Here is a 25,147-nt window from a genome sequence, read left to right on the forward strand (position 1 = left end):
TCAGGTCTCCTTGGGGGTGTCGGTGCGCGGGTCTGCAGCCTTGTTCGGGTGATAGCGCATGGCCAGCAGGATCAGGATCAGCACCGGCACGCCCAGCGCCGCCGTGCTGTTGAAGAAGGTCACGTAGCCGTAGGCGTCCACGAAGGCGCCGGAGAAGCCGGCCACGTACTTGGGCAGCAGCAGCATGATGCTGGAGAACAGCGCGTACTGCGTGGCGGAGTACTGCAGGTTGGTCAGGCTGGACAGATAAGCGATGAAGGCCGCGCCGGCCATGCCGCTGGCCAGGTTGTCCGCCGAGATCACCCAGATCAGCGCAGTCACGTCATGGCCACGCGTGGCCAGCCAGCTGAACAGCAGATTGGTCAGCGCCGAGAGCACCGCGCCGAGAAACAGCACGCGCAGCACGCCAAAGCGCAGGGCCAGCGCGCCGCCCACGAAGCCGCCCACCAGCGTCATGATGAGCCCGTACACCTTGGAGACCGCAGCCACTTCCTCCTTGGTGTAGCCCATGTCCACATAGAAGGGGTTGGCCATGATGCCCATGACCACGTCGCTGATGCGGTAGATCGCAATGAGCGCGAGGATCAGCAGCGCATGGCGGCCATTGCGCACGATGAAGTCCGCAAAGGGCCGGTAGGCCGACAGGTTCATGTGTGCCAGCAGCGGCGTGATCGCACCTGGCGCCGGCAGACGCAGCGGCGCACCGGTGCCCCAGCGGCGGTCCAGCCCGACGAAGCCCACCGCCGCGCAGCCGGCAAACACCAGAAACTCGGCCATCGTGGCGCTGCCCAGGGTCACGCGCGCCATGGTCACGAGCAGGCCGCCCACGCCGATCATCGCCAGCAGCAGCGGCCAGCTGAACACGATGCCTTGCGTGCTGAAGGTCTGTGCCACGGTCTGGCGCTCCGCCCGCTCGGCTTCCAGATCCCGCGGCGCCGGCTCGCGGCTGGCCAGGGTGATGATCACGCCCACCAGCATGCTTGCGGCCATCACCACGTAGGCGCCCTGCCAGCCGGCGTAGATGTAGCCCTTGGCGCCTTCGGTGATGCCGGCGGCAATCCAGAGCACGCCGGCACCGGCCCAGATCATCGCGAGGCGATAACCCGTCTGGTAGGCGGCCGCCAATGCCGCCTGCTTGTCGGTCTCGGCAGACTCGATACGGAAGGCATCCAATGCAATGTCCTGCGTGGCCGAGGCAAAGGCCACCATCAGCGCGCAGATCACGATCGGGCGCAGCGCGACGGTGGGGTCACTCATCGCCATGCCGATCAGCCCGCCCATGATCGCAAGCTGCGCGAACAGCAGCCAGCTGCGCCGCTGCCCCAGCACGCGCGTCAGGATGGGCAGAGGCAGCCGGTCCACCAGGGGCGCCCAGGCCCACTTCAGGCCATAGGCCAGGCCCACCCAGCTCAGGTAGCCGATGGTCTTGCGATCGATGCCCGCTTCACGCAGCCAGAAACCCAGAGTACCGAGCACCAGCAGCAGCGGCAGCCCGGCGGAGAAGCCCAGCAGGAGCATGCGCAGCACCACCGGCTCGGTGTAGACCTTGAGTGTGGCGAGCCAGGAGCGGGGCGCCGAGGGGGCAGGGGAGGTTGCGGGCGCTTCAGGGGGCATGCGCTGTCGGTGAGGTGAGGGGTGAAATCGAACTCGGGCCGCGCTGGAACCGACACGCAAGCCATGCGGTCCTATTATTCCCGCAAGAACTCACTCCTCAGACTGATCGCATCCATGGACAAGTACGGAATGAATCGCCGCGCCTTCTGCCTGGGCTGCGCAGGCCTGTTCTGCACGGGCGCCTTTGCCCAGCAGAATGCACCTGCCCAGGGTGACGGCGTGCAGGGTGTGGGCGAGCGCTCTAGGTGGACCAAGCTCGTCTCGGCTGCGCAGGTGGAAAAGATGGGCGCGCAGCAGTTCGCGCAGATGACGAATGCTGCACGCACCCAGGGCGCCCTTCTGCCGCGCGATCACCCCCAGACCCAACGGCTCGATGCGATTGCAAAGCGCATGCTGCCCTTCGCGCCGCGCTGGAATGACCGGGCTCGTCAATGGCCATGGGAGGTGCAGGTGTTCAACTCGCCGCAGATCAATGCCTTCTGCATGCCCGGCGGCAAGATCGGCTTCTACACGGGGATTCTGGACAAACTCAAGCTCACGGACGACGAGGTGGGCATCATCATGGGCCACGAGGTGGCGCACGCGTTGCGTGAGCATGCGCGAGAGCGCCTGGCCAAGCAGGCCGGGATGTCGTTAGGTGCCTCAGCGATCACGAGCATCTTCGGGCTAGGTGATCTCGGCCGTCTGGGCGTCGATGTCGGCGCCAACCTGCTTGCGAACAGGAACTCGCGCGAGGACGAAACGGAAGCCGATGTGGTTGGGCTGGACCTCGCATCGCGCGCGGGTTTCGACCCGCGCGCGGGCGTGGTGCTCTGGCAGAAGATGGCTCTGGCGGCCGGGGGCTCGCCACCGCAGTGGCTGTCCACTCACCCGGCCGGCGAAAACCGCATAGCCGAGATCAAGCGCCGCCTGCCGCAGGTGATGCCGCTGTATGCCCAGACGCGCAACACCACGCCCGACAAGCTGCCGCCCTATACGTCCAACTTCCCGAATATTCCACCCGTGAGCCTGCTCGGCGCATCGCTTCAGGCCTGAGGCAGATGCAGGGCGCATGAAAAAGGGGCTGGTCGATCCAGCCCCTTTGCTTTGGCGCGTGCCGAATTCAGCGCGCCGGTGCAGCCGCGGCCTGGGCCGGCTCGGCGATATAGATCTCCACGCGGCGGTTCTTGGCGCGGCCCGCATCGGTGCTGTTGTCGGCAATCGGCTCGCGCTCGCCACGCCCGGCAGTCTGGATGCGGCGCGGGGCCACGCCACGATCCACAAGGTAGTCGCGCGTGCTGTCCGCGCGGCGCTGCGACAGCGGGTTGTTGATCGCATCGGACCCGGTGTTGTCGGTATGGCCGACGATGCGGATCTCGGTGTCCGGGTGCTCCTTGAGCGACGCGGCAAAGCGGTCCAGGATCGGGCGGAAGTTGCTTTCCACGTCCGCACGGTTCACTGCGAAGGAGATGTCGCTGGGAATGTCCAGCTTGAGCTGGTTGTCCGGCGTCTGCGTCACGCCCACGCCTGTGCCCTGCGTCGCGCGCTCCATGTCGGCCTTCTGCTTGGCCATGCGCTGGCTCCAGATGTAGCCGCCGGCCGCACCAGCGATGCCGCCGATCACGGCACCCGTCCTCGTGCTGCCAGCACGATCGCCGCCGGCCGTGGCGCGACCCAGTAGGGCGCCTGCGGCCGTGCCGATGGCCGCGCCCGTGGCGGCCGAGCGCTGCTGGTCGCTCATGTTCGCGCAGCCTGTGAACGCGAGCGTGGTACTCAGGGCCGCCAGCACCAGCAGGCGCAAGCGGGGCGTGGTCCGGATCGGGGCGGAGGCGTGTTGTGTGAGTGCGTGCATGTGCGTCATCGTTGTTGTGGGTGGTGAAGTCTTCGGTGGAAATGAAGCAGCGCTTCAAGCTCATGATGCCGCAGCCTGACGCGCCACCGGTGCAATTGGATGGCTGGTCGGCCGCAAGGTTTCCGGCTTTTCAAGCTGAAACATGCCGCCTGGTCAGCAAACGTTTCTGTCCTTGACGGTCAAGCGTGTGCCCCCAGCTGATGCTTGAACCTTTATCATTCGCATAAGCCCGCGTCGCATTTCCGCTCAGCGCGGGCGTTTTGCTTTCACCCGGCCTGCCATCTTGAGCGTCCGCCCCTTCGACCTGGCGCAAGTCCGTCTGGACAACGCCCTGCGCTTGTTTGACGAGTTCGTCGCCAAGACCGTCAGCCATCCGGACGCCACCACCCTGCGCGGGCTGGAGCGACGCTTCGCCGAGCGCATGCAGATCCAGCCGAGCTACTGGAGCCAGATCAAGAGCCGCTCGCGCCAGATCGGCGAGCGCCTGGCGAGACAGTTCGAGCAGCTGGCCGGCAAGCCCTTCGGCTGGATGGATACGCCGCACGGCCTGGTGCGCCCGGAGCCTGCATCCAACGTGGTGGCGACTAAGCCGGCCGCCGCCCCGCCGCCCCAGGACGCCTATGCCGCCCGCGACGATGACGAGCGGTTCATCCTCGGGCTCGTGATCACCTACTACCGCCGGAACCCGCAGCGGGCCAAGACCCGCCTGCTGGAACTCTTGTCCGAGGTGCTCGTCAGCCCGGACGCGGAAATGCCGCACGGGGAGCGGGCCACGCCGCCGCAACCACCTCTGCCAAACCTGGGCAGCGCGTCGCGGCCGCCGGTTGCAACACTCCCGTCCGGGCCGCCCAGCGCGGACCTGGACTTTGCAAAAAGCCAACAAGGCATCACGCCGCTTAAGCGCAGACGATAAAAAGTTCTTGCGCAAGATAAATAAACGTTTATCATGCGAGGCATGGTGTGCGGTGTCGTGCGCTGCGTAGTGCCTTGAGGCGCAGCGCGGCCCACAGCAGGCTGAAGTTCCAGCCCTTGAGGTGAAGTTGCCTCCCGCCCACACCAACGATTTTCCGTTTGCCCCTTAACCCCTAGCCACAAGGAGTCCGTGCCCGTGCTGATGCGCCTGTATGCCAAGCCCACACCCGCGTTTGCGGCGGACGCCTGCGTCGCGCCTGCCAACGCATCCGGCGCGCTGCGGTTCGCAATGCGGACGTCGCGTGGTGCAGCTGCGCTGGGCAAGACCCTGAATCAAGCCGGCGGCCGTGCCTTTGTGCTGGCAGTCGTCAGTCAAGACATCACTCGCCCGAGCCCCGGGCCATGGCGCAAGCCGGAATGCAGACGCAGCTGAACGCGTCCCATCCGCTTCCCATCCGGGGCCCGGTGCTGAAAAGACCGGGCCCTTTTTGTTTCTGTGCCCGACCGAATTGAAGGAAAGAACGGCCATGAAGACCACCCAGACCTCTGCCCCGCGCTCGTCCGCGTCTGCACGCAGCTTTTCGATTGCGCTCCCCGTTCAGGCGCCGCGCAATCCGCTGGTTGCTGCAGCGTTGGTCCGCAAAGCCGGCGCCCATGGGCGCTCCGGTGGCGGCGAGCGCCAGGCCGCCAAGCGCCAGCTGTGCGCACTGATCAATCAGTCATGAGCCACTGCCGTAGATCAACCCAGGCCCAGCCATGAAGACCCAACACCCGGTTTGTTCGAACGAGTGCACCGCGAAGCGCCGCAGGTGCACAGCCCGCAAGGAGAAGCGCCATGTCCAGAATCCATTCCATCCCCGTCGGTAGCCGCACGCGGCCGCTCGTGCTCGTTGTGGCCGTGCTCCTGCACGGCGCCGCCCGAGTGCTCGCACGCATTGCGGTGATCCACGCGCCGCGTACCGAGCATGGCGCAGCTGCGCGCCGCGAGTTCGGCGTCGCCCGGCTTGAAGGACGCGAGGTCGGCGTGGTCTACGAGGACGGCGAGATTGTTGCCGTGTTGCGTGAAACCACGCGGCTGTAGACCCAGGGTGGCGATGAAGCCCAGCAGGTTTGTGCGCGCTGCAGGCAGTTCACGCGCCCAATCCGTCGCTTCATCGCAAACCGGAGGCGAGCTGCACCGACACTGCCCACAATGCAATCCATCGACGCTACATCGCGTCATCTGCCGGGAGCGAATCAGCGCAACCGGCAAAACATAAAAGACCAAGGAGTGAACTATGAAATCGACCACATTCAAGTACTACACCGTCCCGGTGCTGCTGGCCGTCGCGGCCTTCAGCCTGGCCACGGCCCTGATGCCTAGCCGCCCCGCAGAGCCGCCCCGAACGGACGCAGTCGTGAAGCTCGACCGCGTTGAAGTCGTGGTGTCTCGCAAGGCCATGCTTGCCGAAGCCGAGCGCCATGATGCGCTTCGCAGCCAGGCGCGCACGCCCGGCTGAGCAGGGTCAACCCGTCCCCTCGACTGCCGGCTCGCAGCCCTCACTCCGATCCTGCGAGCGCCCGGAACCCGGGACGCAGTCTTTTCAAGGCGCCACGCAACCCGTGGCGCCTTTTTTTCGCCCGGCGTCCGAGGATCGGCCCGCATCCCTTGCATGCGGGAGGCGTGCGCATCGATCAGCGAGACCGTGGCACCTAGACTGATGCGTTTGATGGCCCGGAAGGCCTGCATCAGGGAGCTGACGTGAACAAAGGGATCGTGATCGGGGGCGGCGTGGCCGCTGTGGTGGTGGCTGCGCTGGCCGGAGGGCCGGCAATCATTGGCGGCAAGGTGCAGGGCGAGGTGCAGGGCGCGTATGCCCGCGTGTTCCAGCAGCTGCCCTTCATCCGTCTGGTGGAGCAGCGCTACGACAAGGGTTGGATGTCGGCCACACATACCGCCACTATCGAGGTCGGCTGCGAGACGCCGGCTGGTCCGGACGGTCAGGGCGGCAGCAAGCCGATCCGCTTCACGGTGACCGACACCATCCAGCACGGCCCGCTGCCCGGCTTCTCAGCTGCAGCTCTGGCCCGTGTCCAGACCGAAGTGCGCCTGGCGAGCGAGGGCAAGGCCGAGGTCGAGAAGGCCTTTGGCGGGCAGCCGCTGCTCAAGAGCAGCACCGTTGTCAGTTATGGCGGGGGCACCAAGGGCAGCTTCGAAAGCCCCAAGGCCGGTTTCACTGCCCCGGATGGCAGCGTGGTGGCCTGGGACGGTCTCGCCGGAACCTTCAGCGGCAGCGACTTCACCGGGCGCAGCACCACCTTTGAAGCCAGGGCTCCCAGCCTGAGCGTGAAGAGCCCCAAGGACGGTGGCGAGCTCACGATGAGCGGCTTGCGCATGGCCGGCAAGACACAGCGCCCGGGCGACTACATGTTCCTTTCCGTCGGCACGACCGAAGGCGGCATCGACAGCATCAGCTTCAAGGCCGCACCCTCGATGGCGCGCGCCGCCGCTGGCATGCCGCGCCCGGGCCAGCCGGTGAGCGTGAGCATGACTGCACTCAAGTTCAAGTCCGACGCCTCGCTGGACAAGGATCTGGCCGCCAGCATCGTGAGCATGAGCGGTGCGATGCAGGTCAATGACGTGAAGATCGACAAGATCGAGTTCGCCGGCGGCATGCGGCGCCTGCACGCGCCCAGCTACGAGAAGGGCATGCAGGCCTTCATGAAGCAGGCCTACGCCTGCCCGAAACCGGGCGAAGCGCAGGACCCGCAGGCCGTGCTGGCACCGATGATCGACCTGCTCAAGGGCCTGCTGCCGCATAACCCGGAATACGCCGTGGACAAGATGGCAGCCACGTACAAGGGCAAGGAAGGCGTGATCAGCTATTCCGTCTCCACGCAGGGCGTGACGGATGAAGATCTCAAGGCGCCGCCGATGATGGTCTTCATGGGCAAGGGCGTGGTCAAGGCCAGCGCCAGCCTGCCGCTGGCCTGGGTGGAAGAGATTGCTGCCAGCGTGGCGCCGGCACAGGCGCAGCAGCTGCCGATGATGCTGGACCAGCTCTCTGCCCAGGGTCTCGTGAAGCGCGAAGGTGAGCTGCTCAAGGCGGACTTCAACTTCGCAGCCGGCAAGGCCACGCTCAATGGCCAGCCGGTGCCGCTGCCCTTTGGTGGCGCGCCAGCGGGCGCTGCACGCGGCAGCTAAGCCTCAGGAATTGCCTCGCACTGCGCGGGGCAGCAAACAAAAGGGCCCGGATCATCCGGGCCTTTTCAATGGGCGCGATGCCATGCGCCTCACATCTGCTTGAACAGGCCGAGATAGCTGCGGCTTACCTCCAGCTTTTCCGGGTGACCGACGACGCTGACAATCTTGTGGCCGCGGTCGTCATTCACCACACCGGCGATCTTGCGGGCGTTCACGAGTGTGGAGCGATGGATCTGCCAGAACAGGTCCGGGTCGAGCTCGTCGACCAGTTCCTTGATGGGCTTGCGGATCAGCGCCTCGAACTTCTCGGTCTGCACGCGGGTGTACTTCTCGTCGCTGATGCAGAAGAGCACGTCTTCCACGGGAATCAGGCGCAGCTGCGCGCCCACCGTGGCCTGGATCCACTTGAGGTACTCCTTCTTGCCGCCGCTCATTGCGAGCTTGAGCTGGCTGAGCAGATCGTTGAGCGCAGGAGGTTGGCCCGCGCCACCCAGGCGCTGCTTGAGACGCTCCACGGTGGTGGCCAGACGCGCTGCTTCCGCCGGCTTGAGCACATAGTCCACCGCGCCGCGCTCAAAGGCGCTGACGGCGTATTCGTCATAGGCCGTGACGAATACGAGGTGGCAGTCCGGGCGCGCTTGCTGAATCAGGCTCGCAGCTTCGATGCCAGTCATGCCCGGCATACGGATGTCGAGAAATGCGATCTGCGGTGCGTGCTCGTTGACCAGCTCCACGGCTTCCATGCCGTTCTTGGCCTCGGCCAGCACCTCGAGCTCAGGCCAGACTTCAGACAGACGCAGGCGGATCTGGTCGCGCATCAGGCGCTCGTCATCCGCAATGATGGCGGTGGGCAATCGGGGCTCCTTTTTTCGTCAGGGTGCGGGTGGCGGGGCAGCTTGCGCCGGCTTGCGCAACAGCCACCATAGCAAGATCAGCAGCGGAGCGGCAGGCAGGGCCACCACACCCACAAGCGCCACCGCGCCGATCAGAATGCCGGCGAGGCCCAGGGCCAGTCCGAGCGCCAGCACCCCTGGCATCACCACCATGAAGATCCAGAGCAGCAGAAAGAAGCTGCCGAAGTACAGGCCCAGCATGGCCGCGAACAGCAGCGGCTGGGTGCTCATGATCTGCGTCAGCGGCAGGCAGGTCTGCCGGCGCAGGTCTTCGATCCAGAAGGCACCCAGGCTGAGGGTATCGACTGCGCGGTTCGCGCCGCCAATCTCAAGGTGCAGCATGGTGCCTCGACCCGGGTCAGCGGGCCCAGCCGATCCCGCAGCAGCGGGCTGCGCGCCAGTGCTGATCATCGCGCCGATGCACAGTTGCTCCGGCAGCCAGGGCTTGAACAGAACGGTGCCACCCACCAGCAGCAGGGTCAGCGCAAGCGCCGCGGTGGCAGCCAGACTTGTAGCGGCCGCAGCCCGGCCGCGCCAGCGCTTCATGGCGCTCATTGGGTCTCCTTGGGCAGGTCTGCGCGCGCGTGCAGGCGCTTGCGGCGGCGCATGACGAGCATGACGACCCATACGGGGGCGAACAGGATCAGCATCACCAGCCCGAACAGCAGGACCTCCAGCGCCAGCTCCAGCAGACCGGCCGCGCCCACGAAGGGTACCTTGATCACGCTGAATACCAGCTTGACGCCGGATTCCGTGAAGTAGCGCACGCCGTTGATCAGCAACTCCACGTTCTGGATCACCATCAACGCGACGGTTGCGCCGATCAGCATCAGCAGGATGCGCGTGAGCTTGCTGCCCGCAGGCTGCTCCCTGTCAGTCACGGATCAGGCCCCGGCGCCGGCGGGAGGTGTATCGATGGCCGGAGCCGGCGGCGCGGGTGCCGCCGGCTTGCGGCGCATGATGAACCACACGATCAGCCCGATCAGGATGAAGGGCGAGAGCATGATGAAGGCAGTGAACACGAGGATGCCGGCAGTCACGAACATCGCAAAACCCACGGCACACAGGGCGACGAAATAGGCGAACCACACTGCAAGCAGTGCGAAGACCCAGGCGAGGACGCCCAGGCTGGGAATCTCCGACACGCTGACGCCGTCACCCAGGGTGGTGATGGTGACATCCGCGGGCAACATCGATGCAAAGCTCATGGTCAGCACGGCGCTGACGAAGGTCAGACCGATGAGCACAAGAAAGGTGATGAGACTGAACTTGGCGATCCGTTTCATGGCGGGCTCCCTGAAGGTAGGTGGGTTCTTGTGTGGTGGTGAGACGGTGTTCAGACGGCACTGGCGTTGCTGCGTACGTCCGCCAGCCGGTAGGGGATCTCGATCACGGCACGCGTGCCGCCGGGCTGGCCATTGATCTCACCCGTGCCGATGGTGAAGCTCGCACCGCCGCCGTACAGCATGGCCAGGCGCTCGCGGATGTTGGACAGGCCCACGCCCGTGCCGCTCGTGGGCACCATGCCCTCCTTGAAGCCCAGGCCGGTGTCGCTCACAGTCACGCGCAGCTTGCCGTCGGCAATCTCGCCCTTCACGTCAATGTGGCCGCCTTCGGGCTTGGGCTCCAGGCCGTGCTTGATGCAGTTCTCCACCAGGGAAAGCAGCATCATCGGAGGGACTTCTGCAGTACGCAGGCCGGCGGGGATGTCCACCGTGTAGGTCAGGCGTTCTTCCATGCGGAACTGCAGGATCTTCAGGTAGCTCTCCACGAGCACGGCCTCGCGACCCATGTTGCTGGTGGTGTCGCGCATGTGGGGCATGGCGGCGCGCAGGTACTGGATCAGGTTCTTCTGCATCTGGCTGGCGCGCTTGGGATCCACCTCGATGAGGTGGTCCACGCTGGCCAAGGTGTTGAACAGGAAGTGCGGTTCGACCTGGGCCTGCAGGGTGACCAGCTTGGCTTCAACGAGCTGGCGCTTCAGCGCCTCGCGCTCGCTCTCTTCCTGTGCGGCCTGGGCCACGCTCTGCGCAGCGGCGACCTTCACTTCGGCCTTGCGCTGGGTGTTGAGGATGACCTTGAGCGTGATCAGCGCCGCGATCAGGATGATCACGATGTCGGTCAGCGAGCGGGCCAGCCAGAACTTGCGCGGCTCCTGGTTGTTGATCTTGATGTTGGGGTTCTTGCCCGAGAAGCCCTCCTCGATGCCCTGGGTGATGTCCTTGATGATCGAGTCAAAGTCGGCGGGCAGCTCGCCGCGCTTGTCCACGCGCACTGTCAGGCCATCTTTCTCGAGCACCACCTCGCCGCGTTCCTCGAGAGGCAGGCTCTCCATGGCCTCGATGGTGGCCAGCTCGGCCAGGCGCTCGGCGGCGCGGCCCAGCACGGCCTCGCTGTGCTTCGCGGGCTCTTCAAGGATCTTCGTAACCTCGTCCATGGAGGCGTGGCCTACGCGGTCCAGCTCGGCGAGCTTTTCCGCGTTTTCAGGCTGGATAACGATGCCCTCACGGTCGATCTTGACGATCTCGCCATCCTTGCCGACCTTGATGCCGTCCTTGTTGATGACGATCGGTGGGCGATTCGGCGCACTCGGGTCGGCAGGAATGCTTACGCCGTCCTTGGTGATCACCACCGGAGGCATCGGCGGCTTAGGGGCCTGCGGTGCCTTGGGGGGCTTGGGCATGGGCGGGTCTTCACTGGAGCGCACGCGCACGCCGGTCGGATCGGCCTCGATGACGATGGTCATCGGCTTCTTCTGCGGGTTATTCACTTCCACCAGCGGGCGGATGGGTCGGCCGCTGAAGAGGTCGTCCAGTACGCTGGACATCAGGCTGGACAGGATCAGGAACAGGATGCCGATGACAAACAGGCGCTTCCAGGTGACGGCCGTGAGCCACAGCGCCAGGCGGTTGTAGCCGCGGCCCAGCGCAAAGGTCTGCCGGCTGGCGTAACCGGCGCCGAATTTGCGCCAGAAGTCCCGCACCGCCGTGAAGAGTCTGGAAATGAAGTTCATGGACGCATTGTTCCCCAGCTGTTCCCGGCTGGCGCGCGACCTGCGACAGACTGCAGAAAGGGCGACTCAGGGCGCACAGCGGCGGCCCAGCCCGTGGCGGCGGTGCTGCGCGGTCTGCGGGCTTGTTCACTTTCGGCCGAAGCGGCAGCCGAATAGGTGGCCGAAGAGGCGACCGAAGCAGCGGCCCAAGGCGCGGCCTGAGCGACGGCCGAAGCCCCGGCCAACTTGGGGCATCCCGGCCGCGTGCGTGCGCGTCGCTCCCACGGGCCGCTAGGGTGCGCCCGGGTGCGAGTTCGGCAACCGCGCCGCGATAATCCGCAGCCATGCCCCTGCTCTTGCCACGGCCGCTGCGCCAGCCCGCCGCCGCGCGCTTCGCGCGTGCCCTGAGTCTCGCCGCGCTGGCGCTCACCCTGGCGGCCTGCAGCAGCGCACCCAAGCGCCCCGCCACCGACGGCCCCGGCGATAAGCCGCCCGCCAACTGGGCCAGCATCCCGAGTGCCGTGCCGCGCGACGAACCCGCCGCCCGCGAGGCCCGCGGCCCGAACAAGCCCTACGAAGTCCTCGGCCAGCGTTACACCCCCCGCGTGGGCGACGCACCCTTCCGCGAGCGCGGGCTGGCCAGCTGGTACGGCCGCAAGTTCCACGGCAATCGCACCGCCAGCGGGGAGATCTACGACATGTACGGCATGACCGCCGCGCACCGCACCCTGCCGCTGCCCAGCTATGCGCGCGTGACGAACGTCGCTAACGGGCGCAGCGTGATCGTGCGGGTGAATGATCGCGGTCCCTTCAAAGCCGGCCGCGTGATCGACCTGACCTGGACCGCCGCTGCGCAGCTCGGCTTCATCAATCAGGGCGAGGCCGAGGTCATTGTCGAGCGGGTCTTGGCACGCTAGCGGTTACGATCATCTGGCCAAAATTGATTTATTTTCAATCATTTAAACCCGGCTTTCCGCATGTCTGATGCGCGAGAAGTGGCATATCAATTAAACAAAAAATTCAGTCCGAAAATGAATGAATAAAGCGTGGATGCACCTCTCCGGGCACCCACGCTCCGCGCTCCTCGGCGTGCCTTCTGCGCCGCGTGACAGAATCCCTCCCACGCACTCGCCTTCAGCCGCCCCGGCTTGGGCAGCCGCCCGCCCCTGAATCCATGTCCGCCGCCTCTTCAGCCGCATCTTCCGACCCAGGGCCCAAGACGCTCGCCCTGCCCGAACTGTCCGGCCTGCGCGTGGCCTTTGCCGGCACGCCGGAGTTCGCCGCTGCGGCGCTCAAGGCCCTGCTCGCGGCCGGGGCGCAGGTGCCGCTGGTACTCACCCAGCCGGATCGCCCCGCCGGGCGCGGCATGAAGCTCACGGCCAGCCCGGTCAAGGAGGTCGCGCTCGCCGCCGGCGTGGCCGTGGCCCAGCCGCGCAGTCTGCGTCTGGACGGCAAGTACCCAGATGAGGCCGCCACCGCACATGCGGCCCTCCTCGATGCCGCGCCCGACGTGATGGTGGTGGCGGCCTACGGGCTGATCCTGCCGCAGTGGGTGCTGGATCTGCCGCGCGCCGGCTGCGTGAACCTGCACGGCAGCCTGCTGCCGCGCTGGCGCGGCGCCGCGCCGATCCACCGGGCGATCGAGGCGGGCGATGCCGAAACCGGCATCACGCTCATGCAGATGGATGCGGGCCTGGACACCGGCGCCATGCTCACGATCGAACGCACCGCCATCACGCCCACGGACACCACCAGCAGCCTGCATGATCGGCTGGCCGACCTGGGCGCCTTCATGATCGTGCGCGACCTGCCGGGTATCGTCGCGGGGCGCATCACCCCGGTGGCGCAACCCACCGAAGGCGTGACCTACGCCGAAAAGATCCGCAAGGATGAAGCGCCGATCGACTGGACCCAGAGCGCCGCCGCCATCGAGCGCCGCATGCGCGCCTTCGACCCCTTTCCCGGCTGCATCGCGCGTTTTTCCGATCAGGAAATCAAGCTCTGGCGCGCGAGCGTCGTACCCCTGTCCGGCGCACCCGGAGAGCTCCTCGCCTGCGGCAAGCACAGCTTTGTGGTGGCCTGTGGCGAGGGTGCCATCGAAGTGCTTGAAGTTCAGCGGGCGGGCGGCAAGCGGCAGGATGCAGGTGAATGGGCACGCGCCGCCGGCGTGGGCCCAGGCGCCCGCTTCGGCTCCACAGCTGCGAATGCGGCGTGATCAGGGCGCCGGTGCGTCCGCGGTCTGGGCCGCAGCCCGGGCACGCAGCACGGTCGTCAGCGCCGAGTTCTTGCGCTCGATGAAGGCCAGCAGACGCTGCGCATAGTCCGGCACCACCGCCTGCTGCACCGAGGGCCGCGCGGCCAGGGCACGGCGCCAGGCGTCGGTGCGCGGCAGCCCCGCCGTCCAGCCAAAGTTCGAGAACTGATCGAACACCTCGAAATAGCGAAAGATCGGACCGAACACAGCGTCCACGATCGAGAAGCCGCCACCGGCAAAGAAGGGCCCGTGCGCGCCGACGGACGCCCGCTGACCCAGTTCCACCTCCAGCTGCGTGAGGCGCTCGGCGATCTCGGTGCGCTTCTTCTCCAGCGCCTCCTGATCATGCGCGCTGTAGAAGCCGGCAATGCTGTTCAAAAGCGCGCTGCCGAACTCCATCCATGCGCGATGCTGCGCGCGAGCGAGCGCATCGGCCGGATGCAGGCGCGGCGTGAGCGTGTCGTCAAGGTACTCGCAGATCACCGTGCTCTCGAACAGCGGCGTGTTCCCCACCAGCAGCACCGGCGTCTTGCCCAGCGGCGAGATGGCGCGGAACCATTCGGGTTTGTTAGCCGGATCGATCCAGCGGCGCTCGAAGATCTGTTTCTTCTCCAGCAGCACGATGGCCGCGCGCTGCACGTAGGGGCACAGGTCGTGCGAGACGAGCGTGAGTGCGGGCGTGGCAGCGGCCTGGGCCATGGCGTCTCCGGCAAGGGGTTGGCATTCGGGCGGCGTGCAGTGCTACTTCAAGGCGCTTACGCACATTGCCCAGAAGTTGGACAGTTCCACGCGCAGAGCAGGGTTGAAGTAGGCGGCAAAGGTCAGGCCGAGCACCGCGGCCAGCGCGGCCCAGCTCGCGCCCTGCAGCAGCGTGCGGCGCGAGATGCGGGCAGGGGCGTTGGCCATGGGTGCAAGGTTCGCGGTTAAGGGTGGGCCCGTCTACTGCCCGGCCAGCACAAGGGTGCGTTGCACTTCGCCCTGCGGCAACTGCAGCTTCACGCCCAGCCCTTGAAGCGGCGCGGGCAGCCGGTTCTCCAGCCGGGCCTGGGCCCAGTCCTGGCGAGACCACCAGCGCCCGGCGGCAAACACGCGGACATCAAAGGCCTGCAGGCCGGTCATGGCTTCCAGGCGCACAATGGTGGGGCCGGCACTCTCTACGGAAATCGGCTGCGGCGTCGAGTTGCCGCCCGTTGCGACGCTTGTGCTGGCTGCAGCGCCCGCGGCGTTGCTGGGTAGAGGCAGCAGGGTGCGAATGAGTGCGCCGTCCAGCACTTCCCAGCGGGCGATGACGGTCTCGCTACGGCCATCGGCCAGGGTGGTGTTGCGCGTGATCTGCAGGCCGTCGGCCAGCATGAAGACGCCCTCGGTGCCCAGGTCGCTTGCGGCGCGGGCGTCTGCGGCCAGCTGGTCGAGCGCCGCCGCCATGCGCGCCAGCCGATCCGCGTCGGACTGGGACTGCGCCCGCGAGCGAATCACGCCGTCCAGCCCGTACCAGGCCATGAGCGACATCATCGCGAGGATGGTGAGCGCCACCAGCAGCTCGATGAGCGTGAAGCCACGCGTGCGCTGAACGAGGTTCATTGCCGCGCCCGCCCAACGACAGTGGAGAGCATCGCCAGTTCCTGATTGCGTGCGGCGTTGTCGAACACGCTCACTTCCACGCGCACGAAGAAGGGGTTGGGCGTCTGGGTCACGCGCTCTTCGCACTCGAAGACCTGATCGGCCTGCGGGCAGGGGAAGTTGCGCGTGCCCACCACGGGCTGCGCACCACTGAGGCGAATTTCGGCGAGACGGTTGTCAGCAGACCACAGGGCCATGGTGCGGATGTTCAGGGCGCGCGTGTTCTCGCCCAGTTGCCCGGCTGCGCGCAGGCCGGCCAGCAAGGCAAGCGCGACGATCGCCAGGGCCACCAGCACTTCGATCAAGGTGAAGCCGCGTACGGTGCGGCTTGAACCGAGCAGCATCATTGAATCGACTCGATGCGGGCCGGCACGCGCGTGCCTTCCTGCACGACCGTGATCCGTGCCGAGGGGCTTTCCAGCCGTGCCTCGATGCGTTGCGCGTACGGCTCGCCGGACAGCAGCAGTGCGCCGCCGGGCACCAGCAGGCGTGCTTCCTCGGCCTTCAGTTCGTAGGGCGCGAGTGCGCCCCCGTCCGCTGGGTTGACCTCGGTCCAGCGCGTACGGGTCAGTTCGGCGGGGTCGTCGCTGGTTCGGGTGCGGCGTTCGAAGTGCCAGCCTCGGGCATTGGCCACCAGGCGCATCGGGCTGCCGGTGGCGGCGACGTCCTGCGTGGCTGCCTGAAGGGAGATCGCCAGACGCTGCGCGTCACGCCGCAGGATCTGTGCGGGATCGGTTGAGACGGAGATCGACACCATGGAGACGATCAGCGCCATGATGCCGATCGTCACCAGCAGCTCGATGAGTGTGAAGCCGCGCGCGCCGGCCCGGATGCTTCGGGGTTGCATTCGCGCCTGCGTTCAAAGCCTCAGAGCTTGGAGGACGTGATGTCCTCGTCCTTGCCCTCTCCGCCGGGCTTGCCGTCGGCGCCGTAGCTGAAGATTTCGAATTCGGCGCCACCAAGCCCTGGCTTGAGGTATTGATAAGGGTTGCCCCAAGGGTCTGGGTTGAGCTTTTCCACGTAGCCGCCAGCCTTCCAGTTGTTGGGAATCGGGGCCACCGTCGGCTTCGCTACAAGTGCCTGCAGACCCTGCTGTGTGGTGGGGTAGTTGTTGTTGTCTAGGTAGTACATCTGCAACGCCCGCTTCATCGTCGTGATCTCAATCCCCGCCGCCTTGCGCCTCGCGTCGTCACTTCGCCCCAGGATGCGGGGTGCTGCAAACGCTGCAATGACAGCGATGATGGTGATCACCACCATGATCTCGATGAGCGTGAAGCCGCGCGCGCGGCGGGCGAAAGTGATGGACGTCGACATGCGGTTCCGAAGCCTTGTGGAGAGGGCGAAGCGAGGCGGTTGCGCCGTGCAGCCCAGCTTGGGCCGGCCACGCGCGGAGAAGTTTCGTAACGAGCGCAGTGCATCGCAATGCGCCAACAACGCAACTTGCGGGAATAATAGCCAGCGACTTCTTCCTGTGCGTGTTGATGAACTCCGTCTGGTTACCAAGGATTACGACCCTGCTGCTGGCCGCGCTGCTCGCGGTCATCTGCGTGTTCTGGTTCACCAAGCTCGCCGCCGGCGTGCCGCAGGGTGCTGCGCGCACGCTCACGCCGGACACCTCCCTGTCCGAGGCACCGCCACGCGATCTGACCAACCTGTTTGGCGGGGCTGCGCTGGCCACCGACAGCAGCATCAAGCTGCTCGGGCTGATTGCCGAACGTGATGGCGGCGGCCGCGCGCTGATCAGCCTGAATGACGGGCCGCCCAAGTCCTACGCCGTGGGCAAGGACATCGCGCCCGGCTTGGTGCTCAAGCAACTGGAGGCGCGTGCGGCGCTGATCGAGCGCAACGGCCAGCCCGTGCGCGTGGCCCTGCCGCCGCCTTCGGCCACGATCGCCGGGGCGATCAACACGGCCGCGCCGCGCGCCATGCCGCAGACTCTGCCGCCCGGCGGTGTGATGCCCGTACTGCCCGGCAGCCAGGTGCCCTCGCAACTCGTGCCTGTGCAGAGCAACCCCGCACCCGAGGGCAAGGAGCGGGATCCGGGGGCGCCACAGCCCGGTTGATTTGAGTCGAAATCGGCCGTGATTTGGTGATGTCAATTGGCGGCCAAGATCCGCACGGATCATGCGGTAAGTGCCCTATATCGATCACAAGATCATTTCTTTTCGGCCACTGAGACTGTGGCCCGTGCCCTGCAGTTCCGCCCAAACCCGGCCGCGATCCCCCACCCACGGTATCTGAGCGTCCTGCGAGCAGCGGTTCATACCCAGTCGGCGCGATGGTGGGTAGATGATCAAGATGCACGCTCTGCGTAGACTGCCCTGCAGAACAGCCGGCGCGCGCAGCCCGTGTCCCCGTCCTCCCGGGGGCCTGAGTGCGATGCGCGCAAGCCGGTCGGGGATCGCTCCATGGTCACAGCCACCTCAGGCGCAGCCGCTGCTGCGCGCAGCCTGCTTGCGGGCGCCACACCGCTGGCTCAGCTCGGCACCCGCGCCGGCCTGGCCGCATCGCCCCTGCTGTTTCACCGGCTCGAATCCCGCAGCCGCTTGAACAGCACCGAGCCCAGCACCCTGCAGTTCCTCTCGCTGGACGCCGGCATCGACCTGCATGGCCTCTTGGGCGAGCACTTCACCACCTACCTGCGCCTGAACCTGGCTGAAGCGAAGACCCGCCCCTTCGACGGCATCGTGCAGTCCGCGCGGCAGCTCGATCAAGTGGGTCGCTTCACCCGCTACGAAGTCACCCTGCGCCCCTGGCTGTGGTTCCTGAGCCTCACCACCGATTGCAAGATCTTCCAGGACGCAAGCGTCCCCGAGATCCTTGCTGCCGTGCTGGGCGATCACGCGATTGCCAAGAGCGAGTTCAAGCTCACCCACGCCTACCCCAAGCGGCCCTACACCGTGCAGTACCGGGAGAGCGATCTGGCCCTCATCAACCGCCTGTGCGAGCTCGAAGGCATCACCTACCACGTCGTGCACCATCCGGCCGAAGGCGCCGGCTCAGGTGCAGGCGCCCTGCTCGGCGCCAATCCGGGGCCAGGCAGCCACAGCATCGTCTTCACCGACAGCGCGGCCAAACATGCCGACTGCCCAGGCTACGAGACCGTCCCCTTCCACGCCCAGGTGGGCAGCCGCCGCGAGGACGAACAGGCCCTGCTCAGCTGGACCGAGCAGCGCAGCATCGCCGCATCCAGCGTCACCTTGAGCGACTACGCCTTCCTCAAGCCCGGCGCCCCCCAAACCGGCGGCCGGGCCGATACGAGCCTGAGCGCTCAGCTGCAAGGCGCCCATGCCGAGATCTACGAGGCACCGGGTCAGTTCCACAAGGAAAGCCGCGAGGAGTCCACCGCAGAGCATCAGGCCCAGGTGCTGCTCGAATCGATCGCCACCGGCACCCGCACTTGGACGGGGGCCACCAGCGCCCGCGGCTTGAGCACCGGTGGCTGCTTCACCCTCACCAAACACCCCCAGGCCGGGCAGAACGGCCACTACCTCATCACCGGCGAGCGCTGCACGGTGGTGTTTGCCAGCTACGAAGGAGTGAGCGGGACAGAGGAGCGTCCCAGTGGACGCTCCTCTGCCAGCGAGCTCCAAGCCGCGTACTCGCGGCGCGGTGGGTCGCCGAGCCTCGAAGAAGTGCTCAGTGCCGGCGGCGCCTACTTCCACGCCGAGATCAGCGCCCAGCGCAGCGAGCAGCCCCATCGCCCGGCGCGCACCACACCGCGGCCGCAGATCCACAGCATCCAGACCGCCACCGTGGTCGGCAGCGGTGCCGGCGAGATCCACACCGACGCCCACGGCCGCATCAAGGTGCACTTCCACTGGGATCGCTACGGTCAAAGGAACGGGCAAGACAGCTGCTGGCTGCGGGTTGCCCAGCCCTGGGCCGGGGCCAACTGGGGCGCGCAGTTCCTGCCCCGTGTGGGCCAGGAGGTGATCGTCAGCTTCGTCGAGGGCGACCCCGACGCGCCGATCGCCACCGGCCGCCTGTACAACGCCGAGCAGCGAGCCGCCGCCTTCAGCGATGCGGGCAGCCTGCCGGGCAACCAGGCCCTGGCGGGGTTCAAGAGCAAGGAGCTCAACGGATCGGGCTACAACCAGCTGCTGTTCGATGACACCGCCGGGCAAGTGCGCCTGCAGCTGGCCACAACCCACGGCGCCAGCCAGCTCAACCTGGGGTATCTGATGCACCCCAGAGCCGATCAGGCCGAAGAGGCTGGTGCCGTGGACAAGCCCAGCGCCGAACCGCGCGGCGAAGGCTTCGAGCTGCGCACCGACCACTGGGGCGCCATCCGCGCGGCCAAGGGCCTGCTCATCACCACCGACGGGCGCGCGCAAGCCGTGGGCGGGGCGCTGGATCGCAATGAGCTGATTGCCGTGCTGCAAGAAGCCCTGACCCTCGCACAAAGCCTCACCGAGAACGCCAGCCAGGCCGGTGCGGCCACCGCCAAGGACGAGAAGGACGCCAAGGGCCCGGACCACGCCCCGCAGGAGACCCAGCTCAAGGAGGTGAAGGGGCTTGCGGCTGGCGCCAACAACGAACCAGACAACACCGACCCCAGCGCCAACCACCTGGCCCTGCACAGCCCGGCAGGCATTGCGATGGCCAGCCCGCACAGCGTGACCCTGGCGGCGGGCCAGACGCTGGATCAGGTGGCCGCAAAGCACGTCCAACTCACCAGCGGGCAGCAGACGCACGTCCACGCGGGCACGGGCATCCGGCAATACACCCACTCAGGCGGCATCCATCAGATCGCTCACCAGGGCAAGGTGCTGATCCAGAGCCAGCACGATGACACCGTCATCAATGCCGAACAGGCCATCCACCTCAGCGCATCACAGAAGCACATCCTGCTGGAGGCCAAGGAGCACATCACCTTGGCCACCGAGGGCGGCGGATACATCACACTCAAAGGCGGGAACGTCGAGATCGGGCTGCCGGGAGCGTTCACGCCCAAGGCGAGCAAGCATGCGTGGCAGGGCGCTGCCAAGATGGCGATGAAGCCCGTCGACTTTCCCGACACCAAGCACTGGATTGGCGTGAACTATCTAGACCCGATGGGGCCAGCAAGCGGTCTGGGCATCACCGGAGTCGCCTACAAGATTCTGTTCGATGACGGAAGCAGCATTGCTGGCAAGACCGACGGGCAGGGGAAGGGTCGACACGAGAACGTCGACAACAAGGTCGTCAAGGAAGTCATCTACGAGCCGCGTACGCCCGACGACGAAAAGCCGCACGCACCTTTGAGCGATCTGACGGGCTGATGCTCCTGCACAAGCCCCACAACCCCGATCACCTCAAGGATCGAGGCTCGCCACCGAGCGCCGACCCATCCTGACCTGAAAGTTCGAAGCACTTTCCCCATGGCCACCGAGAACCAGATTCGCGACGCACTCACCTGGCTGCACAACGATCAGCCGGCGCCGGAGGACAAAAATGTCTGGGAGTGGCTTTGGGAGGCGATTCAGGGCGACTTCAACGACAACCGATCCACCGGCCAGATTGCGTTTGACGCGGGGGTGTCCATGATCCCCGTGGTGGATCAGATCTGCGATGTGCGCGATCTCATCGCGAACTGCCGCAAGATCAACCAGGACCCCAGCAACACTTGGAGCTGGGTGGCGATCGTGCTTACGCTGATTGGCCTGTTCCCAAGTCTGGGCTCTCTGGTCAAGGGCGTGTTGAAGATCTTCTTTGCCTTCATCCGCCGCGCCGGGCTCAACCAGCTGGTCAAGGTGGTGGACGATGCCATGCAGTGGGTGATCACCTATCTGCGCAAGAGGGAGGTGCAGAGGTATCTGAGAGTGCACAAGATTGATGATGTCTTCCAGTACCTGGCGAACAAGATAAAGACTGCCAAAGCGCAGGTCAGTACCTCAGCGCTTCTGGCGCGATTTGACGATGCGATCAAGGTCATGAGAGACCTCATGGACAAAGTCACCTGGATCCCGGGCGCTGGCGCCAAGGCCAAGGCGGCGGTCGATACGGTGCTCAGTGTCAGGCGCATGGCGGACACGTATCTGGCCAGGGCTCTCGAGCCTGTACAAAAGATCCTGGACCGCATCATCTACAGGCTGGAGCACGAGGCCCTGTTGAAGCGCAGCGCGATCGTTGATGCTCGCAACATCCACTATCGCGGCGCCTTGCCTGAAGCACGGGCGGTCAGTCTCATGAGGACGACGCATCCGCCACCGCGTTGGCTCAGCAGTGGCGCACCCACGGTGTCCGAAGCCAGCCCGAGACTCTATCGACCCATCGTCGACAAGCGTGTTGCGCAGGGCTGGCCAAGCTTGTCAGACCAGAACATCAAGTCATTTCATCGACTCGTCGCCGATGAGATCAAGGGGCCGGCAAAGCTGTACCGCATTCTGGCCCCCAACAGCCGCGCGATGAGCGATTGCTGGGTCAGCGAAGACGTCTTCAAGGCGTTGATGAGCGCGCCGAATCCGCGGGAAGCCTGGCGCAAGCATCTGGCTGTCTGGCCGGACTGGAACGTCAACGGGCAGTTCGTTGTGTATGACGTGAAAGAGGGTCAGACACTCAAGGTGTGGCGCGGCGAAGCATCAAGCCAGACCAAGGACGTTTTGCCCGGCAAGCACCTCCAAGGGGGGTGGGAGCAGGTCGTCTTCAATGTTCCGCGAGGGCATCAGTACAACGACACCATGCGCTACTACCGTGTGGGCGGTGGCAGCGGAAACCGCTTGCAGGGCGTCAAGACGCAAGCGGAGTTCGATGCATTGCCTGCTGAGGCCAAGGCGCAGTACATCGCGCTGCGGGATCGAATCAATCACCCGAACATCAGCGGACCCTTCGAGACCGGCTGGGGCTACACAGACTTCGCCGAGCATGCGGCCGATGGTCGAATTGGTCTGCCGTCCCTGGCCGGACAGGTTTCAAGCAACTGATCAGCTGCGGAGCGGCGAAGATGCAAAACGACAACCCACCCACGCTTCCGCCATGGCAGCAATTGCAAGTCATGGTCCTGTATCACCTCGCAGCGCCTGAGCGCCTGGTTGAACTCATCGCGGCGCTGGACTCCTGGATTGAGGCGTCCGGTACGACGCTGGATCGCGCGCTGGACCAGGGCCGGGATCGAGCATTCAGTGACCCGCGTTGGGGCGTCCGAGATACGCCGTCGAATTGGTCGAGCTATGGCTACGGACTGCTTCTGGACTTCCGCAAGAGCACCGTTGAGGCGCTCGCCCTGCGCGAGGCCGAGATTTACCGGATGACCGGCCTGAATGGCTGCATCCGAGGGCTGCAGGAGCTGTCTCTGGAGTGGATGACTCCGGACGAGGAACATGACTTTCAAGCACGGATCCGCAGCGTCGAACGTCTTGCTGCGCCCTTGGACGCAGTCTTTGCGCGCCCGTGTCAATTGAATGACTTCGAGTTGACCGGGTTGGTCAGTGACCTCTCTGAGCACCTCACGACTGGCGCGCGCTTGAAGCTGCATCCGGAGATCCGTATCAAGTCGGGTCAACGGCCATCGCGCACCGGTGTGTATGTACCCGCGGAGCTGCCCGCTGCATCCCCTCAATTTCTGTGGTCGGGCGACGAGTTCGGCGCGCCAGGCCCAGCGTGGACGTTCAACTCAACAGGTGACGCCGCGTTGCAGCACGTCGGTCGGCCGGCACTCTGGGTCAACAAGGCTCAAATGGCGAAGTTCGCCGCGAACGCGGTCGCAAATGGCTTGATGAGCGTCCCACCCCCGTTTGAGGCGCAAGACGTCAGCGACGCTGATGTGGCTGGATCATTGGTTGCCATGCAGGCGTTTGAGGCCAGACCCAGCGAATGGATATTCGTGGAGTTGCTTGAGAGTGATCCCGACGAACAAGCGTCCACAAGGGTTGACGACTCAACCGCTTCTGAGGCGGCAAAGCGCATGGAAGCCTACGCTGGCCAACCTTGCCCACGCACTGGCTGGTGGCGCACAGCCGCCCGTCTGGGCGAGCGGCGCTACGTCGAAATGGGCAAACCCATGCCCGATATCCAAAGCCGCACCCACGGCGTGATCATCTGGTACTTCGACGACGACCAGCGCGATACGCTTTAGGCAGCGGTTCAGTCGGCATGCGCAGGCGCGCATACTCGCGCCTGTCCAATGATTCTTGAGAACACGCGAATGTCGCTGACGCCCCTGATCCAGACCCATCGCGGTGGCACGCCGGAGTGCGCCTTCTTCGGTGCAGTCGCTGTCACGGACTCGACCGGCCAGGTACTCGCGTCGTCAGGAGATCCGTACTTCGTCACCTTCACGCGCTCGACGCTTAAGGCACTGCAGGCCCTGCCCTTCGTGGCCGCGGGGGGTGTGCGAAAGCTGGGCTGGGGGGATGAGGAACTGGCGCTCATGTGCGCCAGCCACAACGGCGAGGATGCGCATGTGGCGGTGGTCGATCGCATGCTTCAGTCCGCCGGCATGCAGGTGCGCCAATTGCAGTGCGGCTGTCATGTGCCCTACCGCTTCAATGACCAGCCGGCACCTGCGGGTTTTGCGTATGACGAGCGGCACCACAACTGCTCGGGCAAGCATGCGGGCATGCTCGCGTGGTGTGCCGTCAATGGCGCAGATCCCGGGCTCTACATCGAGCCGGATTCTCCGCTTCAGCGCGCCATCCGCCGGGATGTGGCGCGGGCCGTTCGCATGGAGGAATCGCAGCTCAGGATGGGCATCGACGGCTGCTCCGCACCCAACTACGCCATGCCCCTGTCCGCGTTGGCGACAGGCTACGCGCGCTTGGCGCACGGCGCGGCGGATGGCGAGTTCGGCGAGGCCTTCGAGGCGCTCGGGCAGGCGATGTCGGCGCACCCGCTGCTGGTGTCAGGCACCGGCCGCAACGATGAAGCCTTCATGCGCATCGGCCGTGGCGACTGGGTGACCAAGGTGGGCGCAGATGGCGTGCAGGCGCTGGGCAGTCGCTCGCGCGGCGAGGCGATCGCCATCAAGATCGGCGACGGCAGCAAGATTGCGCTGTATGCCGCAGCGGTGGAGGCCATGGCTCAACGCGGCTGGCTGGATGCAGCGCAGGCCGAGGCGCTGGAGCCCTGGCGTGCCCGAGAAATCCGAAACATTCGCGGCAACGTGGTGGGTGAGCGGCGCGCCGTCTTCAAGCTTCAGGCTGCCTGAGCCGGGCGGCGCCGGCGGTGCGCCGGCAGCCTGTGGATCTTAGCGGCAGGCGCCCCAAGCGGCTGTGCTCGCCGGCAGGCTGATCTGCCGCAGCTTCTCGGCCAGCGGCGCGGGTGCATCGCGCACCTGCAGATAGCTGCGCGTCTGGCCGGTACGGCGTTCGATGCGCGCCGTGCGGACGCCCTGTGTGCTGAGCACATCCAGACGCCGCTTCGCATTGGCCTCGACATCGAACAGGCCCAGCGAAATCCACCGTCCGCGCACGTCTTCGGTCATGGCCATGTCTGTGACTTTCAGGCCACGCAGTTCCACCATCTTGCGCTCGGTGGTCGGGCGGTCCACGTAGGGGCCCATGATCACGGCGTACTCCGCGCCCACGGTGCGCTCGGCGGTGTCGATCTTCGCACCGGCAGCGTTCAGTTCATCGCCAGGCAGCGCAGCGCGTGCGCGTGCGAGCGCGTCCGTGTCGAAGCCGCCCCACTCCAGGCAGGCGGCGCGTTCAGTTGCCGCGTCCTGAGCGCGCACCTTGCTCGCGGCTCCGCTCACAGCTTTCTCGAGCTCCACCTCAGACAACACCTTGAATCGCTCTGCCTGCACCTGGGCATCCAGGCGCGCCGGCTCGCGGGACTGGCCGGGCAGCACCGGGCCTAGCCAGCCCTTCCAGGCTGCGAGCACCAGCAGATTGAGCGCGAGAAGCAGGACGAAGAGGATTCGCATGAG

General features: G+C 66.0%; 28 protein-coding genes. 14 read left to right on the forward strand and 14 right to left on the reverse strand.

Annotated elements, in window-relative coordinates; all coding sequences use genetic code 11:
- The gene (locus ACMDW7_RS00850) at window positions 1-1,614 is read right to left on the reverse strand and encodes an AmpG family muropeptide MFS transporter (protein ID WP_377305008.1); all 1,614 of its coding nucleotides are present in this window, start codon (window positions 1,612-1,614) and stop codon (window positions 1-3) included.
- Window positions 1,615-1,728: 114 nt separating this feature from the next.
- Here ACMDW7_RS00850 and ACMDW7_RS00855 point away from each other — a divergent pair, with 114 nt between their 5' ends.
- A complete protein-coding gene (locus ACMDW7_RS00855; RefSeq protein WP_377305010.1) occupies window positions 1,729-2,649 on the forward strand; it encodes a M48 family metallopeptidase in 921 nt (306 codons plus the stop codon).
- Between the two features lie 67 nt (window positions 2,650-2,716).
- Here ACMDW7_RS00855 and ACMDW7_RS00860 read toward each other — a convergent pair whose 3' ends face one another.
- Window positions 2,717-3,445: an OmpA family protein gene (locus ACMDW7_RS00860; RefSeq protein ID WP_377305070.1), complete on the reverse strand. Its 729-nt coding sequence runs from the start codon at window positions 3,443-3,445 to the stop codon at window positions 2,717-2,719.
- 283 nt (window positions 3,446-3,728) lie between these two features.
- On the opposite strand from ACMDW7_RS00860, the gene ACMDW7_RS00865 reads away from it, so the two are divergent.
- The 6 genes from ACMDW7_RS00865 to ACMDW7_RS00890 all read left to right on the forward strand — a co-directional run bounded on the left by ACMDW7_RS00865 (window position 3,729) and on the right by ACMDW7_RS00890 (window position 7,541).
- On the forward strand, window positions 3,729-4,358 hold the full coding sequence (locus ACMDW7_RS00865) for a hypothetical protein (RefSeq protein ID WP_377305012.1): 630 nt from the start codon (window positions 3,729-3,731) through the stop codon (window positions 4,356-4,358).
- 189 nt (window positions 4,359-4,547) lie between these two features.
- Window positions 4,548-4,790: a hypothetical protein gene (locus ACMDW7_RS00870; RefSeq protein ID WP_414859585.1), complete on the forward strand. Its 243-nt coding sequence runs from the start codon at window positions 4,548-4,550 to the stop codon at window positions 4,788-4,790.
- 94 nt (window positions 4,791-4,884) lie between these two features.
- Entirely contained in the window at window positions 4,885-5,082 is a 198-nt protein-coding gene (locus ACMDW7_RS00875; RefSeq protein ID WP_377305015.1) for a hypothetical protein, read from the forward strand.
- Window positions 5,083-5,192: 110 nt separating this feature from the next.
- On the forward strand, window positions 5,193-5,438 hold the full coding sequence (locus ACMDW7_RS00880) for a hypothetical protein (protein ID WP_377305017.1): 246 nt from the start codon (window positions 5,193-5,195) through the stop codon (window positions 5,436-5,438).
- Between the two features lie 196 nt (window positions 5,439-5,634).
- Window positions 5,635-5,856 carry a hypothetical protein gene (locus tag ACMDW7_RS00885; protein ID WP_377305019.1) on the forward strand — a complete coding sequence of 74 codons (222 nt, stop codon included), beginning with the start codon at window positions 5,635-5,637 and terminating at the stop codon, window positions 5,854-5,856.
- Between the two features lie 242 nt (window positions 5,857-6,098).
- Window positions 6,099-7,541 carry a YdgA family protein gene (locus ACMDW7_RS00890; RefSeq protein ID WP_377305021.1) on the forward strand — a complete coding sequence of 481 codons (1,443 nt, stop codon included), beginning with the start codon at window positions 6,099-6,101 and terminating at the stop codon, window positions 7,539-7,541.
- A gap of 89 nt (window positions 7,542-7,630) precedes the next feature.
- Here ACMDW7_RS00890 and ACMDW7_RS00895 read toward each other — a convergent pair whose 3' ends face one another.
- The 5 genes from ACMDW7_RS00895 to ACMDW7_RS00915 are packed head-to-tail and all read right to left on the reverse strand — an operon-like array spanning window position 7,631 to window position 11,447.
- Window positions 7,631-8,395, reverse strand: coding sequence for a LytR/AlgR family response regulator transcription factor (locus ACMDW7_RS00895; RefSeq protein WP_377305023.1), 765 nt, complete (start codon window positions 8,393-8,395; stop codon window positions 7,631-7,633).
- 18 nt (window positions 8,396-8,413) lie between these two features.
- Window positions 8,414-8,989 carry a hypothetical protein gene (locus tag ACMDW7_RS00900; RefSeq protein ID WP_377305025.1) on the reverse strand — a complete coding sequence of 192 codons (576 nt, stop codon included), beginning with the start codon at window positions 8,987-8,989 and terminating at the stop codon, window positions 8,414-8,416.
- The gene (locus ACMDW7_RS00905; RefSeq protein ID WP_377305027.1) at window positions 8,986-9,315 is read right to left on the reverse strand and encodes a hypothetical protein; all 330 of its coding nucleotides are present in this window, start codon (window positions 9,313-9,315) and stop codon (window positions 8,986-8,988) included. The genes ACMDW7_RS00900 and ACMDW7_RS00905 overlap by 4 nt, the downstream gene beginning before the upstream one ends.
- Window positions 9,316-9,318: 3 nt before the next feature.
- Window positions 9,319-9,720 (reverse strand): hypothetical protein, encoded by a 402-nt coding sequence (locus tag ACMDW7_RS00910; RefSeq protein WP_377305029.1) that lies wholly within the window; start codon window positions 9,718-9,720, stop codon window positions 9,319-9,321.
- A gap of 50 nt (window positions 9,721-9,770) precedes the next feature.
- Window positions 9,771-11,447 carry a sensor histidine kinase gene (locus ACMDW7_RS00915; RefSeq protein ID WP_377305030.1) on the reverse strand — a complete coding sequence of 559 codons (1,677 nt, stop codon included), beginning with the start codon at window positions 11,445-11,447 and terminating at the stop codon, window positions 9,771-9,773.
- A gap of 323 nt (window positions 11,448-11,770) precedes the next feature.
- On the opposite strand from ACMDW7_RS00915, the gene ACMDW7_RS00920 reads away from it, so the two are divergent.
- Together ACMDW7_RS00920 and fmt are read left to right on the forward strand one after the other, a co-directional pair.
- A complete protein-coding gene (locus ACMDW7_RS00920; RefSeq protein WP_377305032.1) occupies window positions 11,771-12,343 on the forward strand; it encodes a septal ring lytic transglycosylase RlpA family protein in 573 nt (190 codons plus the stop codon).
- Between the two features lie 329 nt (window positions 12,344-12,672).
- Window positions 12,673-13,641: a methionyl-tRNA formyltransferase gene (fmt, locus tag ACMDW7_RS00925; RefSeq protein ID WP_377305072.1), complete on the forward strand. Its 969-nt coding sequence runs from the start codon at window positions 12,673-12,675 to the stop codon at window positions 13,639-13,641.
- Here the strand turns inward: fmt and ACMDW7_RS00930 are convergent, their stop codons facing one another.
- Genes ACMDW7_RS00930 through gspG form a run of 6 tightly spaced genes read right to left on the reverse strand, consistent with a single transcriptional unit; the run spans window position 13,642 to window position 16,614 of the window.
- Complete coding sequence (locus ACMDW7_RS00930) at window positions 13,642-14,379, reverse strand: glutathione S-transferase family protein (RefSeq protein ID WP_377305034.1); 738 nt, start codon at window positions 14,377-14,379, stop codon at window positions 13,642-13,644.
- Window positions 14,380-14,421: 42 nt separating this feature from the next.
- Entirely contained in the window at window positions 14,422-14,586 is a 165-nt protein-coding gene (locus ACMDW7_RS00935) for a twin-arginine translocation signal domain-containing protein (RefSeq protein ID WP_377305036.1), read from the reverse strand.
- Window positions 14,587-14,619: 33 nt separating this feature from the next.
- Window positions 14,620-15,261, reverse strand: a complete 642-nt coding sequence (locus ACMDW7_RS00940) for a type II secretion system protein J (protein ID WP_377305038.1) — start codon at window positions 15,259-15,261, stop codon at window positions 14,620-14,622.
- The gene (gene gspI / locus ACMDW7_RS00945; protein WP_414859586.1) at window positions 15,258-15,647 is read right to left on the reverse strand and encodes a type II secretion system minor pseudopilin GspI; all 390 of its coding nucleotides are present in this window, start codon (window positions 15,645-15,647) and stop codon (window positions 15,258-15,260) included. The genes ACMDW7_RS00940 and gspI overlap by 4 nt, the downstream gene beginning before the upstream one ends.
- On the reverse strand, window positions 15,644-16,147 hold the full coding sequence (locus ACMDW7_RS00950; protein WP_377305042.1) for a prepilin-type N-terminal cleavage/methylation domain-containing protein: 504 nt from the start codon (window positions 16,145-16,147) through the stop codon (window positions 15,644-15,646). Before ACMDW7_RS00950 ends, gspI begins: the two co-directional genes overlap by 4 nt.
- Window positions 16,148-16,167: 20 nt before the next feature.
- Entirely contained in the window at window positions 16,168-16,614 is a 447-nt protein-coding gene (gspG, locus tag ACMDW7_RS00955; RefSeq protein WP_377305044.1) for a type II secretion system major pseudopilin GspG, read from the reverse strand.
- Between the two features lie 167 nt (window positions 16,615-16,781).
- On the opposite strand from gspG, the gene ACMDW7_RS00960 reads away from it, so the two are divergent.
- The 5 genes from ACMDW7_RS00960 (at window position 16,782) to ACMDW7_RS00980 (ending at window position 24,427) form a co-directional block, all read left to right on the forward strand.
- The gene (locus ACMDW7_RS00960; protein ID WP_377305046.1) at window positions 16,782-17,363 is read left to right on the forward strand and encodes a type II secretion system protein N; all 582 of its coding nucleotides are present in this window, start codon (window positions 16,782-16,784) and stop codon (window positions 17,361-17,363) included.
- A gap of 345 nt (window positions 17,364-17,708) precedes the next feature.
- Entirely contained in the window at window positions 17,709-20,564 is a 2,856-nt protein-coding gene (locus ACMDW7_RS00965; RefSeq protein ID WP_414859587.1) for a type VI secretion system Vgr family protein, read from the forward strand.
- Between the two features lie 99 nt (window positions 20,565-20,663).
- On the forward strand, window positions 20,664-22,205 hold the full coding sequence (locus ACMDW7_RS00970; protein ID WP_377303884.1) for a hypothetical protein: 1,542 nt from the start codon (window positions 20,664-20,666) through the stop codon (window positions 22,203-22,205).
- Between the two features lie 20 nt (window positions 22,206-22,225).
- Window positions 22,226-23,356, forward strand: coding sequence for a hypothetical protein (locus tag ACMDW7_RS00975; RefSeq protein WP_377303882.1), 1,131 nt, complete (start codon window positions 22,226-22,228; stop codon window positions 23,354-23,356).
- A gap of 69 nt (window positions 23,357-23,425) precedes the next feature.
- On the forward strand, window positions 23,426-24,427 hold the full coding sequence (locus ACMDW7_RS00980; protein ID WP_377303880.1) for an asparaginase: 1,002 nt from the start codon (window positions 23,426-23,428) through the stop codon (window positions 24,425-24,427).
- Between the two features lie 39 nt (window positions 24,428-24,466).
- Here the strand turns inward: ACMDW7_RS00980 and ACMDW7_RS00985 are convergent, their stop codons facing one another.
- Complete coding sequence (locus ACMDW7_RS00985) at window positions 24,467-25,144, reverse strand: hypothetical protein (protein WP_377303879.1); 678 nt, start codon at window positions 25,142-25,144, stop codon at window positions 24,467-24,469.
- Window positions 25,145-25,147 lie beyond the last annotated feature (3 nt).

It is taken from the genome of Piscinibacterium candidicorallinum (genome assembly GCF_047549485.1).
GTDB lineage: Bacteria > Pseudomonadota > Gammaproteobacteria > Burkholderiales > Burkholderiaceae_C > Piscinibacterium > Piscinibacterium candidicorallinum.